Source organism: Vibrio sp. QJM3NY_26 (assembly GCF_057786005.1).
On the sequence record NZ_CM173515.1, the window covers coordinates 3,005,642 to 3,023,886 of the forward strand.

An 18,245-nucleotide genomic window follows, 5' to 3' on the forward strand; every position below is an offset into this window, starting at 1 on the left:
TGAATTACTCGTAAGTAATCAATCAGTCAGCTTTCCAAATTGTTAAAGAGCTAGATTTCTTTCGAAACCATTTTTAAATATTTTCAGATAAAAACACTTAAAGATGGTGGAGCTATGCGGGATCGAACCGCAGACCTCCTGCGTGCAAGGCAGGCGCTCTCCCAGCTGAGCTATAGCCCCATCTTTGTATCTAGTCGATATTGGTGGGTCTGAGTGGACTCGAACCACCGACCTCCCGCTTATCAGGCGAGCGCTCTAACCAGCTGAGCTACAGACCCAATATCGTCTCTTTTACTTTCTAAACCTAATCAATCTGTGTGGACACTCATCGTGGTATCTTCGTATAAGGAGGTGATCCAGCCCCAGGTTCCCCTAGGGCTACCTTGTTACGACTTCACCCCAGTCATGAACCACAAAGTGGTGAGCGTCCTCCCCGAAAGGTTAAACTACCCACTTCTTTTGCAGCCCACTCCCATGGTGTGACGGGCGGTGTGTACAAGGCCCGGGAACGTATTCACCGTGACATTCTGATTCACGATTACTAGCGATTCCGACTTCATGGAGTCGAGTTGCAGACTCCAATCCGGACTACGACGCACTTTTTGGGATTCGCTCACTATCGCTAGCTTGCTGCCCTCTGTATGCGCCATTGTAGCACGTGTGTAGCCCTACTCGTAAGGGCCATGATGACTTGACGTCGTCCCCACCTTCCTCCGGTTTATCACCGGCAGTCTCCCTGGAGTTCCCGACATTACTCGCTGGCAAACAAGGATAAGGGTTGCGCTCGTTGCGGGACTTAACCCAACATTTCACAACACGAGCTGACGACAGCCATGCAGCACCTGTCTCAGAGTTCCCGAAGGCACACCTGCGTCTCCGCTGGCTTCTCTGGATGTCAAGAGTAGGTAAGGTTCTTCGCGTTGCATCGAATTAAACCACATGCTCCACCGCTTGTGCGGGCCCCCGTCAATTCATTTGAGTTTTAATCTTGCGACCGTACTCCCCAGGCGGTCTACTTAACGCGTTAGCTCCGAAAGCCACGGCTCAAGGCCACAACCTCCAAGTAGACATCGTTTACGGCGTGGACTACCAGGGTATCTAATCCTGTTTGCTCCCCACGCTTTCGCATCTGAGTGTCAGTGTCTGTCCAGGGGGCCGCCTTCGCCACTGGTATTCCTTCAGATCTCTACGCATTTCACCGCTACACCTGAAATTCTACCCCCCTCTACAGCACTCTAGTTCACCAGTTTCAAATGCAGTTCCGAGGTTGAGCCCCGGGCTTTCACATCTGACTTAATGAACCACCTGCATGCGCTTTACGCCCAGTAATTCCGATTAACGCTCGCACCCTCCGTATTACCGCGGCTGCTGGCACGGAGTTAGCCGGTGCTTCTTCTGTTGCTAACGTCAAGATGCGCAGCTATTAACTACACACCCTTCCTCACAACTGAAAGTACTTTACAACCCGAAGGCCTTCTTCATACACGCGGCATGGCTGCATCAGGCTTTCGCCCATTGTGCAATATTCCCCACTGCTGCCTCCCGTAGGAGTCTGGACCGTGTCTCAGTTCCAGTGTGGCTGATCATCCTCTCAGACCAGCTAGGGATCGTCGCCTTGGTGAGCCATTACCTCACCAACTAGCTAATCCCACCTAGGCATATCTTGACGCGAGAGGCCCGAAGGTCCCCCTCTTTGGCCCGTAGGCATTATGCGGTATTAGCCATCGTTTCCAATGGTTATCCCCCACATCAAGGCAATTTCCTAGGCATTACTCACCCGTCCGCCGCTCGACGCCCATTAACGCACCCGAAGGATTGTTAGTGTCGTTTCCGCTCGACTTGCATGTGTTAGGCCTGCCGCCAGCGTTCAATCTGAGCCATGATCAAACTCTTCAATTTAAGATTTTGTGACTCAACGAATACTGACTTCAAAACTAATATTCATTGCTCTTTCGAAAAAGATTGATGAACATGTAATTCTAAAGCTATTACCATTCCAACAGAATGGTAATGAATTGACTGTGCCGAATAACTACAAGTAGTTAAACGTATTGGTCACTCAGTTCATTGAAATCATTGTGTTACCGAAGTAACTGTCATTACCTAAGTAATAACGTTTTGATATTCATCAACGAGTGCCCACACAGATTGATAGGTTTAAATTGTTAAAGAGCGTGTCCTCTAAAAAGAGAACGCTTTCAGTGCCTTAGCACTTAAGCAGGACGCGTATAATACGCTTTCCACTTTGAAAGTCAACATAAAACACTAAGAAAACTTAGAACCCTATGGTGACTTGTCTATTAAATAGACAAAGTCGAAATTAAAGCCTGGCGATGTCCTACTCTCACATGGGGAAACCCCACACTACCATCGGCGCTATTGTGTTTCACTTCTGAGTTCGGCATGGAATCAGGTGGGTCCACAATGCTATGGTCGCCAAGCAAATTTTAAAATTCGGAAAGCTTATCTAAAAGTATTTCTCTTCAAACTCATTCAAGGTCTGGTACATCTGAGTCCACAAAACCCCTTGGGTGTTGTATGGTTAAGCCTCACGGGCAATTAGTACAGGTTAGCTCAATGCCTCGCAGCACTTACACACCCTGCCTATCAACGTCGTAGTCTACGACAACCCTTTAGGACACTTATAGTGCCAGGGAAAACTCATCTCAAGGCTCGCTTCCCGCTTAGATGCTTTCAGCGGTTATCGATTCCGAACTTAGCTACCGGGCAATGCCATTGGCATGACAACCCGAACACCAGAGGTTCGTCCACTCCGGTCCTCTCGTACTAGGAGCAGCCCCTTTCAATTTTCCAACGCCCACGGCAGATAGGGACCGAACTGTCTCACGACGTTCTAAACCCAGCTCGCGTACCACTTTAAATGGCGAACAGCCATACCCTTGGGACCGACTTCAGCCCCAGGATGTGATGAGCCGACATCGAGGTGCCAAACACCGCCGTCGATATGAACTCTTGGGCGGTATCAGCCTGTTATCCCCGGAGTACCTTTTATCCGTTGAGCGATGGCCCTTCCATTCAGAACCACCGGATCACTATGACCTGCTTTCGCACCTGCTCGAATTGTCATTCTCGCAGTCAAGCGGGCTTATGCCATTGCACTAACCACACGATGTCCAACCGTGTTTAGCCCACCTTCGTGCTCCTCCGTTACTCTTTGGGAGGAGACCGCCCCAGTCAAACTACCCACCAGGCACTGTCCGTAATCCCGATTCAGGGACCAACGTTAGAACATCAAAACTACAAGGGTGGTATTTCAAGGACGACTCCATCACATCTAGCGACGCAATTTCATAGTCTCCCACCTATCCTACACATGTAGGTTCAATGTTCAGTGCCAAGCTGTAGTAAAGGTTCACGGGGTCTTTCCGTCTAGCCGCGGGTACACTGCATCTTCACAGCGATTTCAATTTCACTGAGTCTCGGGTGGAGACAGCGTGGCCATCATTACGCCATTCGTGCAGGTCGGAACTTACCCGACAAGGAATTTCGCTACCTTAGGACCGTTATAGTTACGGCCGCCGTTTACCGGGGCTTCGATCAAGAGCTTCGACCGAAGTCTAACCCCATCAATTAACCTTCCGGCACCGGGCAGGCGTCACACCGTATACGTCATCTTACGATTTTGCACAGTGCTGTGTTTTTAATAAACAGTTGCAGCCACCTGGTATCTGCGACTCTCGTCTGCTCCATCCGCAAGGGACTTCACTGATAAGAGCGTACCTTCTCCCGAAGTTACGGTACCATTTTGCCTAGTTCCTTCACCCGAGTTCTCTCAAGCGCCTTGGTATTCTCTACCCGACCACCTGTGTCGGTTTGGGGTACGATTCCTTACAATCTGAAGCTTAGAGGCTTTTCCTGGAAGCATGGCATCAATGACTTCACTACCGTAGTAGCTCGACATCGTATCTCAGCGTTAGTAGTGGTCCGGATTTACCTAAACCACCCGCCTACATACTTGAACCTGGACAACCGTCGCCAGGCCCACCTAGCCTTCTCCGTCCCCCCATCGCAATTGTAAGAAGTACGGGAATATTAACCCGTTTCCCATCGACTACGCCTTTCGGCCTCGCCTTAGGAGTCGACTTACCCTGCCCCGATTAACGTTGGACAGGAACCCTTGGTCTTCCGGCGAGGGAGTTTTTCACTCCCTTTATCGTTACTCATGTCAGCATTCGCACTTCTGATACCTCCAGCAGCCCTTACAGACCACCTTCAACGGCTTACAGAACGCTCCCCTACCCCACATACCCTAAGGTACGTAGCCGCAGCTTCGGTGTATAGCTTAGCCCCGTTACATCTTCCGCGCAGGCCGACTCGACCAGTGAGCTATTACGCTTTCTTTAAATGATGGCTGCTTCTAAGCCAACATCCTGGCTGTCTGAGCCTTCCCACATCGTTTCCCACTTAGCTATACTTTGGGACCTTAGCTGGCGGTCTGGGTTGTTTCCCTCTCCACGACGGACGTTAGCACCCGCCGTGTGTCTCCCGGATAGTACTTACTGGTATTCGGAGTTTGCAAAGGGTTGGTAAGTCGGGATGACCCCCTAGCCTTAACAGTGCTCTACCCCCAGTAGTATTCGTCCGAGGCGCTACCTAAATAGCTTTCGGGGAGAACCAGCTATCTCCAGGTTTGATTGGCCTTTCACCCCTAGCCACAAGTCATCCGCTAATTTTTCAACATTAGTCGGTTCGGTCCTCCAGTTGATGTTACTCAACCTTCAACCTGCCCATGGCTAGATCACCTGGTTTCGGGTCTAATCCTAGCAACTGTACGCCCAGTTAAGACTCGGTTTCCCTACGGCTCCCCTAAACGGTTAACCTTGCTACTAAAATTAAGTCGCTGACCCATTATACAAAAGGTACGCAGTCACACCACGAAGGTGCTCCTACTGCTTGTACGTACACGGTTTCAGGTTCTATTTCACTCCCCTCACAGGGGTTCTTTTCGCCTTTCCCTCACGGTACTGGTTCACTATCGGTCAGTCAGTAGTATTTAGCCTTGGAGGATGGTCCCCCCATATTCAGACAGGATATCACGTGTCCCGCCCTACTCGTTTTCACTGATTATGAGATGTCGATTACGGGGCTATCACCCTTTATTGCGGCACTTTCCAGAGCCTTCATCTGTCTCACTAAAAGCTTAAGGGCTAATCCAATTTCGCTCGCCGCTACTTTCGGAATCTCGGTTGATTTCTCTTCCTCGGGGTACTTAGATGTTTCAGTTCCCCCGGTTTGCCTCCTGTTGCTATGTATTCACAACAGGATACGTGCTTATGCACGTGGGTTTCCCCATTCAGGAATCCCAGATTCAAAAGGTTATTACTACCTAATCTGGGCTTATCGCAAGTTATTACGCCTTTCATCGCCTCTGACTGCCAAGGCATCCACCGTGTACGCTTAGTCACTTAACCATACAACCCGAAAGGGTCTTAGCGTATGGCAACTAACCAAGGTTTTTGGTTGTCATCAAGAAGGGTTAATTCTTGATAACTGTTTGCCGGACTCAATTGTGAATCAAACTAACGTTTGATTCGAATACAAGACACTTGAATGTGTTTGTTGTGTTTATCTAATGAAAGATAAACATTGAGAACTTTTAAATTTGATTTGAATTACTCGTAAGTAATCAAATCAGTCAGCTTTCCAAATTGTTAAAGAGCATAAAGCAAAAAGCTTTAATCAATAACTTACGTTATTAATTAAAGCTCTGGCTTTAACTAAATCTAAACCATCAATCTGTGTGGACACTCATCGTGACTATCTTCGTATAAGGAGGTGATCCAGCCCCAGGTTCCCCTAGGGCTACCTTGTTACGACTTCACCCCAGTCATGAACCACAAAGTGGTGAGCGTCCTCCCCGAAAGGTTAAACTACCCACTTCTTTTGCAGCCCACTCCCATGGTGTGACGGGCGGTGTGTACAAGGCCCGGGAACGTATTCACCGTGACATTCTGATTCACGATTACTAGCGATTCCGACTTCATGGAGTCGAGTTGCAGACTCCAATCCGGACTACGACGCACTTTTTGGGATTCGCTCACTATCGCTAGCTTGCTGCCCTCTGTATGCGCCATTGTAGCACGTGTGTAGCCCTACTCGTAAGGGCCATGATGACTTGACGTCGTCCCCACCTTCCTCCGGTTTATCACCGGCAGTCTCCCTGGAGTTCCCGACATTACTCGCTGGCAAACAAGGATAAGGGTTGCGCTCGTTGCGGGACTTAACCCAACATTTCACAACACGAGCTGACGACAGCCATGCAGCACCTGTCTCAGAGTTCCCGAAGGCACACCTGCGTCTCCGCTGGCTTCTCTGGATGTCAAGAGTAGGTAAGGTTCTTCGCGTTGCATCGAATTAAACCACATGCTCCACCGCTTGTGCGGGCCCCCGTCAATTCATTTGAGTTTTAATCTTGCGACCGTACTCCCCAGGCGGTCTACTTAACGCGTTAGCTCCGAAAGCCACGGCTCAAGGCCACAACCTCCAAGTAGACATCGTTTACGGCGTGGACTACCAGGGTATCTAATCCTGTTTGCTCCCCACGCTTTCGCATCTGAGTGTCAGTGTCTGTCCAGGGGGCCGCCTTCGCCACTGGTATTCCTTCAGATCTCTACGCATTTCACCGCTACACCTGAAATTCTACCCCCCTCTACAGCACTCTAGTTCACCAGTTTCAAATGCAGTTCCGAGGTTGAGCCCCGGGCTTTCACATCTGACTTAATGAACCACCTGCATGCGCTTTACGCCCAGTAATTCCGATTAACGCTCGCACCCTCCGTATTACCGCGGCTGCTGGCACGGAGTTAGCCGGTGCTTCTTCTGTTGCTAACGTCAAGATGCGCAGCTATTAACTACACACCCTTCCTCACAACTGAAAGTACTTTACAACCCGAAGGCCTTCTTCATACACGCGGCATGGCTGCATCAGGCTTTCGCCCATTGTGCAATATTCCCCACTGCTGCCTCCCGTAGGAGTCTGGACCGTGTCTCAGTTCCAGTGTGGCTGATCATCCTCTCAGACCAGCTAGGGATCGTCGCCTTGGTGAGCCATTACCTCACCAACTAGCTAATCCCACCTAGGCATATCTTGACGCGAGAGGCCCGAAGGTCCCCCTCTTTGGCCCGTAGGCATTATGCGGTATTAGCCATCGTTTCCAATGGTTATCCCCCACATCAAGGCAATTTCCTAGGCATTACTCACCCGTCCGCCGCTCGACGCCCATTAACGCACCCGAAGGATTGTTAGTGTCGTTTCCGCTCGACTTGCATGTGTTAGGCCTGCCGCCAGCGTTCAATCTGAGCCATGATCAAACTCTTCAATTTAAGATTTTGTGACTCAACGAATACTGACTTCAAAACTAATATTCATTGCTCTTTCGAAAAAGATTGATGAACATGTAATTCTAAAGCTATTACCATTCCAACAGAATGGTAATGAATTGACTGTGCCAAAATTAAGTAAACTTAACTTTGCATTGGTCACTCAGTTCATTGAAATCAAGTTTGTTACCGAAGTAACTGTTATTACGCTCTTTCGAAAAAGAACCAATAACGTTTTGATATTCATCAACGAGTGCCCACACAGATTGATAGGTTTAAATTGTTAAAGAGCTTCACTTGTTGAGCGTTCCTTTTAAGTAAGGAGCCTCTCGAAGTGGACGGCCATTCTAGCGTTTTAATTCTCAGTGTCAAACACTTATTGGGAATTAATTTCTACTTTTTAAAAGTAGGAGCGATTAAACGCTTTAAGCTAGTTGCCTTACCAACATTCTGCGCTGAAGCCTTGTGGCGTCTGCCGTGTCAGTGAGGCGGCATTATAGAGATGCAGCTCTTATTGGCAAGCATTAAATGCGTTTTTTATTGAAAAAAGAGGTTAAGCGAAGACATTTCAACCAAGGGCTTATTTATACCACTTTTAACCCAACTTTCGAACAAATTACCCACAACACCCTGTGGATAACTACTCGCCATTATCAAAAAAGTAAGATAAACGAGCCCTAGGGTTTAGATATTCTCTAACTTGTTCCGGTAACTTACTTGGATGAACTGCATTGACAATTTTTATCTCTTTAGTAAAGAGGTCAATGATCGGGGCTTGGGTTCTTGGCACGCTAGGATCATAGATCAGTACATTCGGGTAAAGCATGTGTTTGGCATTAACTGAAATCACTATTCCAATTGATTCATTTGAAAGCTGCACGACAGTGCCCGGTGGGTACACTCCCATAAACTTGACTAACAGACTCAAGTTATCCTGACTATATAGGTGTTTGCAGTTCTTATATAAATGAGAGAGTGCTAAGTAAGGGATCTTTTGCTGGGATTGCGCTTTACTGTGGCAAAGGTTATCAAATGCATTTGCTACCGCGACTATTTTTGCAAACTCATCTATACCATCTTCAGTTAAGCCTTCTGGATAACCTGAGCCGTCATTCATTTCGTGATGCTGACCAATAACTCTCTTCGCACTGTCAGGAAAACCCTCAATAGCCGTGACTATATCTACCCCATACTTAGTATGAAGTTTGAGATAATTCGCCTCTGGCACAGTCAAAGCTGCCTGCTTTCTTAGTATCGCTACGGGTATCTTTATTTTACCTATATCGTGAAACAACGCTGCAAATGAAAGGTCTTTCAACTGTTGCGTATTGTAGCCTTTTGCTTTACCAATCATTAATGCAACAACAGAGACATTTAATGTATGGAAGTAAATGTCTTCAAAGTCAGCTTTTGCATTCATGAGATGCAAGGTTACGTTATCGTCACTCACTAGCGTTTCAACAATATCATCAACAAGAGCTTTAACCTCCCCTACCGCATCTAATGGGCGATTACGGATTTTGGTCATCACAGAGCGCATTCGGGCAAGCGAACGTTCGAACTCTTTCTCGCAATGACTCACCCTACGACGGTAAGAGCTTAGAGTTTCGATACGCTCATGCTTATCTTTCCACATTCTTTCCGCTTCAAGACTTACTTGTAAATCAGTATCAAGGTCTTGTTCACTCACATGGTTAGCGGGTAAAGGTGATGTATCGCTTTGGTTCGGGTTTATATAGACGTGCTTAATCCCAAGATGTCGAATTACTTGTACTTGAGCGTCATCTTTGATTTTAAAGCTGTTAAGTAGAAATGGGTGTTCATTCCATTTTACTGGGAGTCGTACATGTAGACCGGGCTGAATGCGATCTACGGTAATCTTTATGCTGCCCATTTTTATATATAATATTGATCAATAATCTCTATTTATAATTCTAATAAAACCGAGCAGCAATTTCACTATCCAATTTCACAGGTTCAACTTAAAGAATCACAGTGCACCATCCAACGTATGCCGAACTTATCTTCCACTTTGCCAAACCGAGCTCCCCAAAACGTATCCGTTAAAGGTGTCATTATTCGCCCACCTTGCTTCAGGTTTTCAAAAATTTGCTCTTGAGTCGCGGTATCCTCAGTAACAAGGGAGAGAGCGAGGTTGTTACCTTCGAGCTCTTTCGCTTTAACACCATCAGACATCATCAGCTTCATACCAAACGCTTCAAACTCAGCATGCATAATCCAATCAGGTTGAGCTCCCTCTATTACTTGTGGCGCATCACTAAAAAGTTGTTTCGATAAAACTACACCGCCAAAACATTTATGATAAAAATCCAACGCTTCGTTACAACGGCCATCAAAAAACAAGTAAGGGGTTACTGTCAGCATATATCTCTCCTCTATTATTCCTTTAAACATAGACAATAGATGAGAGAATGGTAGGTAACATCATGATTTAAGATGATTAATTTATTAAGGAATCGAATTGCGAAGGGAAACGGTGAGATTTATGAATGAAACACCAAGATCTGACTGATTGAAAAGCGTTCCCGCCGTTAAAACAAAGGTAAGCTTTTCTATTCTCCAGATACAACAAAGCCCCGACTTTCGTCGAGGCTTTGTCATTTAAATATGGTACCGGTAGGCGGACTTGAACCGCCACGCCCGAAGGCAACGGATTTTGAATCCGTCGTGTATACCAATTTCACCATACCGGCATTATCTTGGGGCGTTGCCCTTTCGATGTCTGGCATTATACGTATGCGAACTGATGTGGCAAGTATAAAAACTTGAATTCATGTGTGTTTGCCGATAATTTCGCCACTAAGTCATAAGCTGTGCGTCATGTCTCTTTTCACGCCAGGCCTTAGACTATATTCTGACGCCTAAATTTTTGAAGAAGTAATAACACCATGACATCAACAAACACAATGCCACCAGCAGGAGTAATGCGCCGATTTGGTGCCTTGTTCTATGACGCCCTTATCGTAATCGCTATTGAGATGCTGGCGGCTGGCGTCATTGTCGCTCTGCTGCATGCGCTCATGGCACTTGGCGTTTTTAACCATAGCGGTTATACCGATGTTAGTGACTTCTTGAGCAACCACCCGATTTGGAGCCCTGCATATACCTTTTACTTAGTCGTAGTTTGGGTGTACTTCTTTGTGTTCTTTTGGACAAGAGCAGGTCAAACGCTAGGAATGCGAGCTTGGAAACTGCGCATTCAAAACAAAGATGGCTCCGCTATTACTGTAACCCAAGCTCTGATTCGCTTAGGTACTTCAGGATTTGGATTAGCAAACTTATGTGTTCCATTCGATCCTCAGAAGCGTGGCTTTCACGACATCTGGGCGAAGACCGAAGTAGTAGTGCTACCACAAGCACGATAACGCGATTAAACTTGTTACAGTCAAGATCAAAAAAGGAAGGTGTTATGCCTTCCTTTTTTCTATTTACAGTTTCCGCCTCAAGAGCATTACGGCGATTCCGAGGAATACCACGCTAGGGGCTAGCGCACCAAAGGCCGGTGGTATTTGATAAACCAAACTGACCGGACCAAAGAACTCACTGGATATATAGAAGGTAAAACCTGCAATAACCCCCGAAAGAATCCTTGCTCCCATAGTCACACTTCGTAATGGGCCAAAGATAAACGACAATGCCATCAACATCATGACCGCTATCGAAATCGGCTGAGTTATCTTTCTCCATAAGGCGAGTTCATAGCGTGATGCATCTTGCTCCGAGGCTTTAAGGTAGGAAACATAATCGTACAACCCACTTAAAGACAGCTCTTCTGGTTTAACCGTCACGATCGCAAGCTTATCCGGAGCGAGTGATGTTTCCCAAGTATAAGTTGGTAAGCTTTCTTTGGTAATCTGAAGATCATTTTCGAAAGACGTAATCTCGACATCGTTCATAGTCCAAACGTTGTTTCCAACGTAATCGACTTCTTTTGAATATATAGCCGTTTTCAGAGCCTTGTTCTCATCAAAGCGCCACATATTCATACCATATAACTTCTCATCGTCTATTTTGACAATGAAGATAAAGTCATTGGCATCACGCGCCCAAACCCCACTTTGGGTAGAGATAATATTACCACCAGCAATCGATATAGTTCTTAAGTCACGAGCCATCTTCTGTGCTTGGGGCGCTCCCCACTGACCAAGAAGAGTCACCACGATCATTAGTGGAATAGCGGTTTTGAGTACCGATAGGCCAATATCTAATTTAGAGAAACCCGCCGCCTGCATTACCACCAGTTCGGAACTCGCAGCAAGCATACCCAGTCCAATCAACGCACCAAGTAATGCAGCCATTGGAAAGAACATTTCGATATCACGAGGGACACTCAATAAAACGAAATACAGTGCTTGTAGTAGATCATAGGTGCCACGACCCACTTTTCTCAGCTGCTCTACATACTTGATAATTCCAGAAAGACCAACAAACGTCACCAATACCAGTGACGTCGTTGCGATGATGGTTCTGCCTATATATAAATCGAGAATCTTAAACACGGCTTAAGCTAACCTTTTATTCTTGAATTTTTCTTTTAAACGCCTTACTGGCACGCTATCCATAAAGTTTGCACCAATTGCGACAAATAACAATAACGCATTAATTGGCCACATGCCGACTACCGCTGGGATACTCCCTTCTTCAATCGAAGATTTGGTTGCACTGATTGCTAAGAAATAGGTTAGGTAAATAAGGATTGCTGGACCAATTTTAGCGAAACGACCCTGTCGAGGGTTTACCGCAGACAGTGGCACTACAAGCATGGTCAACAATGGGATACAAAGCACTAAAGAAATTCGCCACTGCAATTCCGCTTTCGCACTGTTTTCTGGGTGACCAATCAGTTCGAATGTAGGAATAGCTTCCCAATCTCGACCTTTTTTCTTGACTTCACGCTGTCCGATTAAACCTTCGTACTCTTCAAAGTGCGTCACCATATAATCAAGACGAGTTGGCACACCTTCATGACGAGTACCGTCATACATCACAATCACTTGGCGACCATCACTGAGCTCTTTTATGTCTCCCGACTTGGAGAACATCACACTAGGCAATACCGAATCACGTGGACGCATTTGAGCAACGAACACATTTTCCAACTTATTGCCGTTAATATCATCGATAAACACGACAGAAGAACCATCCGGTGTGCCTTCAAACTTACCTTTTGGCAGCAAATCAACACTGTTTTCTGCAGCCATCTCTTCATACATTTGTTCAACTTTATCTTGCGACCAAGGAGACAACCAAAATGAGTTGAAGGCAGCAACAGATGCAGTAATCAAAGCCAAATAAAGCGCAGATTGGATAAGGAATTTATTACCAATACCCGTTGCGTTCATTACGACTATTTCACTTTCAGCGTAAAGACGGCCAAAAGTAAGCAAAATACCAATATAGATACTGAGTGGAAGCATCAATAAACCCATCGCTGGCATATTTAGACCAACAATCGACAATATGAGGCTCGCAGGAATATCACCATCAGAGGCGTCCGCTAAAACACTGATGAATTTTTGGCTGAGAAACACGAGAAAGAGAACAAAAAAGATCGCAAATTGGCTCTTGATTGTCTCGCGGATCAAATATCTAACAATAATCACGCTCAAATTACCTATACAAAACTTGTTTTTTTGATTGAATCACTATAATTTCCCGTTGAACCTTTTATTTTTTTAAATTTTTAGCTAAGTGTTAGCGTTCTTCTTTAAGGTTAGTTCCATTATAGGATCCAACAAGTAAGAACCCATTATCTAACATTTAGTTCGATTTGTCTTCAGGATGTAGGAGTACGCATGGAGTTCAGTGTAAAAAGTGGCAGCCCAGAGAAACAGCGCAGCGCATGTATCGTTGTCGGTGTATTCGAACCGCGCCGCCTTTCTCCAGTAGCCGAGCAATTAGATAAGATTAGCGATGGCTACATTAGTTCACTGCTTCGTCGCGGTGATCTAGAGGGTAAACCTGGCCAGATGCTGCTACTGCATCAAGTACCTGGTGTACTTTCAGAACGTGTTCTACTGGTAGGCTGTGGTAAAGAACGTGAGCTAGGCGAGCGTCAATACAAAGAAATTATCCAAAAAACCATCAGCACACTAAACGAAACAGGTTCTATGGAAGCAGTATGTTTCCTTACAGAACTTCACGTTAAAGGTCGCGACACTTACTGGAAAGTTCGTCAAGCGGTAGAAGCGACTAAAGATGGTCTTTACACATTCGACCAATTTAAGAGCAACAAACCAGAGACTCGTCGTCCATTGCGTAAATTGGTCTTCAACGTACCAACTCGTCGCGAGCTAAGCCTTGGCGAAAAAGCGATTTCTCATGGTCTTGCTATTGCTTCAGGTGTGAAAGCATCTAAAGATCTTGGCAACATGCCACCAAACATCGCAAACCCTGCTTACCTAGCTTCTCAAGCTCGTCGTTTAGCTGACGATTATGAGACAGTAAAGACTAAGATCATCGGTGAAGAAGAGATGGAAAAGCTGGGTATGACTTCATACTTAGCTGTAGGCCGTGGCTCTAAGAACGAATCTATGATGTCTATCATGGAATACAAAGGCGCTGCTGACCCAAATGCAAAACCTATCGTTCTAGTCGGTAAAGGTCTTACTTTCGATTCAGGCGGTATCTCGCTTAAGCCTGGTGAAGGCATGGATGAGATGAAGTACGACATGTGTGGTGCTGCATCTGTATTCGGCACAATGAAAGCACTGGCGAAACTTAACTTGCCAATCAACGTTGTAGGTATCCTTGCGGGCTGTGAAAACATGCCTGGTAGCAATGCTTACCGCCCAGGTGACATTCTAACAACCATGTCAGGCCAAACCGTTGAAGTACTCAATACTGATGCAGAAGGTCGCTTGGTTCTATGTGATGCCCTAACTTACGTTGAGCGCTTTGAACCAGATTGTGTTGTCGATGTTGCTACGCTAACTGGTGCATGTGTTATCGCTCTAGGTCACCACATCAGTGGCGTTCTATCTAACCACAACCCACTGTCTCATGAACTTGTTAATGCTTCAGAGCAAGCAAGTGACCGCGCATGGCGTCTACCTATGGCAGACGAGTACCATGAGCAGCTGAACAGTCCGTTTGCTGATATGGCAAACATCGGTGGCCGCCCTGGCGGTACTATCACCGCAGGTTGTTTCCTGTCTAAATTCACTAAGAAGTACCACTGGGCTCACATCGACAGTGCAGGTACTGCGTGGAAGTCAGGTGCAGCGAAAGGCTCGACAGGTCGTCCTGTCTCAATGCTAGTCCAATTCTTATTGAACCGCAGCGGCCAAGAGACTGAAGAGCAATCTTCAAAATAATGAAAAGGGCCTACGGGCCCTTTTTTAATAAGCGCTATTTGTTAGACCCTGTTAACCAAGTAATATTGATATCCACGATTTTCAGTTCAAGTTTTGAGTGTTAAGTATGCAGACTGCCACGTTTTACATTGTGCCTTCAGACAGCCCGCAAGCCAGCGAAGATGGTTTTGCTCGCTATGTGTTGTTTCTTGCTCAGCACTTTGCTAAACAAGGCGCTAAACTTTATCTCAACTGCAATGACAAAGAACATGCCGAACGTATCGCTGAGGTTTTCTGGCAGGTCGAACCCAATGAATTTATTGCACATAACTTAGTTGGCGAAGGCCCAAAGTATTCAACCAACATCGAAATTGGCTATCAAGGCGTAAAACATAATTGGAATCGCCAACTGGTAATAAATCTGGCCGATAATAATACAACCTTTGCGAACGCCTTTGCTCAGGTGATAGACTTCGTTCCTTGCGAAGAAAAAGCTAAGCAACTCGCTCGAGAAAGGTATAAAATTTATCGTCAGGCTGGATATCAGCTACAAACTATCGAGATTCAACATCCATAGTCAAACCTCATAGTTAAAGCTATCTTTGGATTTAGATTCAAGAAGCTTCACTTATGAAGTTTGACCACGATTAACCATTCACAGTATCCGTTATAAGAGCACTATGGAAAAGACATACAACCCAACATCAATCGAACAAGCTCTGTATAAGACTTGGGAAGAGAAAGGCTACTTTAAGCCACACGGTGACACATCAAAAGAAGCTTACAGCATCATGATCCCGCCACCGAACGTCACTGGCAGCCTACACATGGGTCACGCGTTCCAAGATACGATCATGGATACGCTTATCCGTGCTCAACGTATGAAAGGCAAAAATACTCTTTGGCAAGTGGGTACTGACCACGCTGGTATCGCCACTCAAATGGTTGTTGAGCGTAAGATCGCCGCTGAAGAAGGCAAAACAAAACACGACTACGGCCGTGAAGCTTTCATCGACAAGATCTGGGAATGGAAAGGCGAATCAGGTGGCACGATCACTCAACAACTTCGTCGTCTTGGTGCTTCTGTAGATTGGGAGCGTGAGCGATTCACTATGGATGACGGCCTATCGGCTGCGACTCAAGAAGTGTTTGTTCGTCTATACGAAGAAGACCTAATCTACCGTGGTAAGCGTCTAGTAAACTGGGATCCTAAACTGCACACTGCTATTTCTGATCTTGAAGTTGAAAACAAAGACAAAAAAGGTTTCATGTGGCACTTCCGCTACCCATTAGCGAACGGTGTTAAAACGGCTGACGGCAAAGACTACATCGTCGTTGCTACTACACGTCCTGAAACCATGCTTGGTGATACCGGCGTTGCGGTTAACCCAGAAGATCCTCGCTACAAAGATCTTATCGGTAAAGAAATCCTGCTTCCTATCGTAAATCGTCTTATCCCTATCGTAGGTGATGAGCACGCTGACATGGATAAAGGAACGGGTTGTGTGAAAATCACGCCAGCTCATGACTTTAACGATTACGAAGTGGGCAAGCGCCATAGCCTACCAATGATCAACATCCTAACGTTCAACGGTGATATCCGTGATGCGGCTGAAATCTTCACAACTAACGGTGAAGAAAGCGATGTGTACTCAACAGAGCTTCCAGCTAAATACCAAGGTATGGAGCGCTTTGCTGCTCGTCGTGCAACGGTTGCGGAATTTGATGAACTAGGCCTACTTGAAGAGATCAAAGATCACGATCTAACCGTTCCTTACGGTGACCGTGGTGGTGTGGTTATCGAACCAATGCTGACTGACCAATGGTATGTGCGTACAGCACCTCTTGCTGCTCCTGCTGTTAAAGCCGTTGAAGATGGTGAGATCCAATTCGTACCTAAGCAGTACGAAAACATGTACTTCGCGTGGATGCGTGACGTGCAAGACTGGTGTATCTCTCGTCAACTTTGGTGGGGTCACCGTATCCCAGCATGGTACGACAACGATGGTAAAGTTTACGTAGGTCGCACTGAAGAAGAAGTTCGTGAAAAGAACAACCTTTCACCGGTAATTGTTCTTAAGCAAGACAACGACGTTCTTGATACATGGTTCTCTTCTGCACTTTGGACGTTCGGCACACAAGGCTGGCCTGAAGATACTGAAGCAATGAAAACATTCCACCCATCAGAAGTACTAGTATCTGGTTTTGATATTATCTTCTTCTGGGTTGCTCGTATGATCATGATGACTATGCACTTCGTGAAAGACGAAGATGGCAAGGCTCAAGTACCTTTCAAAACAGTTTACATGACGGGCCTTATCCGTGATGAAAACGGCGACAAGATGTCTAAGTCGAAAGGTAACGTACTTGACCCAATCGATATGATTGACGGCATCGGCCTTGAAGAGCTAGTAGAAAAGCGTTGTGGCAACATGATGCAACCTAAACTGGCTGCTAAGATCGAAAAAGCAACACGTAAGACTTTCGAAGATGGTATCGAACCATACGGTACTGATGCACTGCGTTTCACTCTTGCTGCTATGGCTTCAACTGGCCGTGACATCAACTGGGACATGAAGCGTCTTGAAGGTTACCGTAACTTCTGTAACAAGCTATGGAACGCAAGCCGTTACGTACTGATGAACACAGAAGAGCACGATTGTGGCATGTCACTGTCTGTTGAAGACCGTGCAAACATGGAATTCTCTCTAGCAGACAAGTGGATTGAATCTCAGTTTGAAGTTGCAGCGAAAGAGTTTAACGCTCATCTAGACAACTACCGTCTAGACATGGCAGCAAACACGCTTTACGAATTCATCTGGAACCAATTCTGTGACTGGTACCTAGAGCTAACTAAACCTGTTCTTTGGAAGGGTACTGAAGCTCAACAACAAGCGACTCGTTACACGTTGATCACGGTTCTTGAGAAGACACTACGTCTTGCTCACCCTGTTCTTCCTTACATCACTGAATCTATCTGGCAGAGCGTTATTCCGCTGATCGACGGCGTTGAAGGCCCTGATGCAGAAGAAAGAACTATCATGACTCAAGCGCTTCCTCAGTTTAATGAAGCTAACTTCAATGCTGAGATCGTTGACGACATCGAATGGGTTAAGACTTTCATCACTGCTATTCGTAACCTACGTGCGGAATACGACATTGCACCAAGCCAAGGCTTAGAAGTAATGATCAAAGTAGCCGATGAAAAAGACGCTGCTCGTATCGAAGCAAACAAGATTGTTCTAAACTCTCTAGCAAAACTTGATGTACTTAAAGTGCTTGCAGACGGTGAAGCAACGCCAGCGTGCGCAACGAAACTCGTTGGCAAATCCGAGCTAATGGTGCCAATGGCTGGCATTATCGACAAAGATGCTGAACTTGCTCGTCTAAACAAAGAAAGCGCAAAGACTCAAGGTGAGATTAAACGTATCGAAGGTAAGCTAGGTAACGAAGGTTTTGTTGCTAAAGCACCAGAGGCGGTTATCGCGAAAGAGCGTGAAAAGCTTGAAGGTTACCAAGAGACTCTTGTTAAGCTTGAAGAGCAAAAAGCGACTATCGCTGCTTTGTAATTCATGCTGTAGTCTTTGT

General features: G+C 46.0%; 8 protein-coding genes, 3 tRNA genes and 4 rRNA genes. 4 read left to right on the forward strand and 11 right to left on the reverse strand.

All coding sequences use genetic code 11. From position 1 onward, the window contains the following. Positions 1-104 precede the first annotated feature (104 nt). From AC3CH4_RS13315 to AC3CH4_RS13355, 9 genes are all read right to left on the reverse strand, one after another. Positions 105-180, reverse strand: a tRNA-Ala gene (locus AC3CH4_RS13315). A gap of 21 nt (positions 181-201) precedes the next feature. Further along, positions 202-278 (reverse strand) — tRNA-Ile (locus AC3CH4_RS13320). Between the two features lie 66 nt (positions 279-344). Further along, positions 345-1,899 (reverse strand): 16S ribosomal RNA (locus AC3CH4_RS13325). A gap of 426 nt (positions 1,900-2,325) precedes the next feature. Then, positions 2,326-2,441, reverse strand: a 5S ribosomal RNA gene (gene rrf / locus AC3CH4_RS13330). 97 nt (positions 2,442-2,538) lie between these two features. Beyond that, positions 2,539-5,432: ribosomal RNA gene (locus AC3CH4_RS13335) — 23S ribosomal RNA — on the reverse strand. Between the two features lie 357 nt (positions 5,433-5,789). Continuing rightward, positions 5,790-7,344: ribosomal RNA gene (locus AC3CH4_RS13340) — 16S ribosomal RNA — on the reverse strand. The 16S, 23S and 5S rRNA genes sit together here with 2 tRNA genes alongside, the layout of an rRNA operon. 637 nt (positions 7,345-7,981) lie before the next feature. Further along, a complete protein-coding gene (locus AC3CH4_RS13345) occupies positions 7,982-9,235 on the reverse strand; it encodes a cyclic di-GMP phosphodiesterase (protein ID WP_019350468.1) in 1,254 nt (417 codons plus the stop codon). Between the two features lie 83 nt (positions 9,236-9,318). Continuing rightward, on the reverse strand, positions 9,319-9,726 hold the full coding sequence (locus tag AC3CH4_RS13350) for a VOC family protein (RefSeq protein WP_473576264.1): 408 nt from the start codon (positions 9,724-9,726) through the stop codon (positions 9,319-9,321). Between the two features lie 244 nt (positions 9,727-9,970). Then, positions 9,971-10,055 (reverse strand) — tRNA-Leu (locus AC3CH4_RS13355). Positions 10,056-10,250: 195 nt separating this feature from the next. Between AC3CH4_RS13355 and AC3CH4_RS13360 the strand changes: the two genes are divergently transcribed. Next, on the forward strand, positions 10,251-10,727 hold the full coding sequence (locus AC3CH4_RS13360; protein WP_488543046.1) for an RDD family protein: 477 nt from the start codon (positions 10,251-10,253) through the stop codon (positions 10,725-10,727). A gap of 63 nt (positions 10,728-10,790) precedes the next feature. Here AC3CH4_RS13360 and lptG read toward each other — a convergent pair whose 3' ends face one another. Both lptG and lptF read right to left on the reverse strand, forming a co-directional pair. After that, entirely contained in the window at positions 10,791-11,861 is a 1,071-nt protein-coding gene (gene lptG, locus AC3CH4_RS13365; protein ID WP_428783870.1) for an LPS export ABC transporter permease LptG, read from the reverse strand. Positions 11,862-11,864: 3 nt separating this feature from the next. Continuing rightward, positions 11,865-12,965 (reverse strand): LPS export ABC transporter permease LptF, encoded by a 1,101-nt coding sequence (lptF, locus tag AC3CH4_RS13370; RefSeq protein WP_171312971.1) that lies wholly within the window; start codon positions 12,963-12,965, stop codon positions 11,865-11,867. 192 nt (positions 12,966-13,157) lie between these two features. Here lptF and pepA point away from each other — a divergent pair, with 192 nt between their 5' ends. The 3 genes from pepA to AC3CH4_RS13385 all read left to right on the forward strand — a co-directional run bounded on the left by pepA (position 13,158) and on the right by AC3CH4_RS13385 (position 18,226). Further along, positions 13,158-14,678 (forward strand): leucyl aminopeptidase, encoded by a 1,521-nt coding sequence (pepA, locus tag AC3CH4_RS13375; protein ID WP_004735335.1) that lies wholly within the window; start codon positions 13,158-13,160, stop codon positions 14,676-14,678. A gap of 106 nt (positions 14,679-14,784) precedes the next feature. Further along, positions 14,785-15,234 (forward strand): DNA polymerase III subunit chi, encoded by a 450-nt coding sequence (locus tag AC3CH4_RS13380; RefSeq protein ID WP_054548291.1) that lies wholly within the window; start codon positions 14,785-14,787, stop codon positions 15,232-15,234. A 103-nt stretch (positions 15,235-15,337) separates the two neighbouring features. Then, positions 15,338-18,226, forward strand: a complete 2,889-nt coding sequence (locus tag AC3CH4_RS13385; protein ID WP_488543047.1) for a valine--tRNA ligase — start codon at positions 15,338-15,340, stop codon at positions 18,224-18,226. The last annotated feature ends 19 nt before the right edge of the window (positions 18,227-18,245 follow it).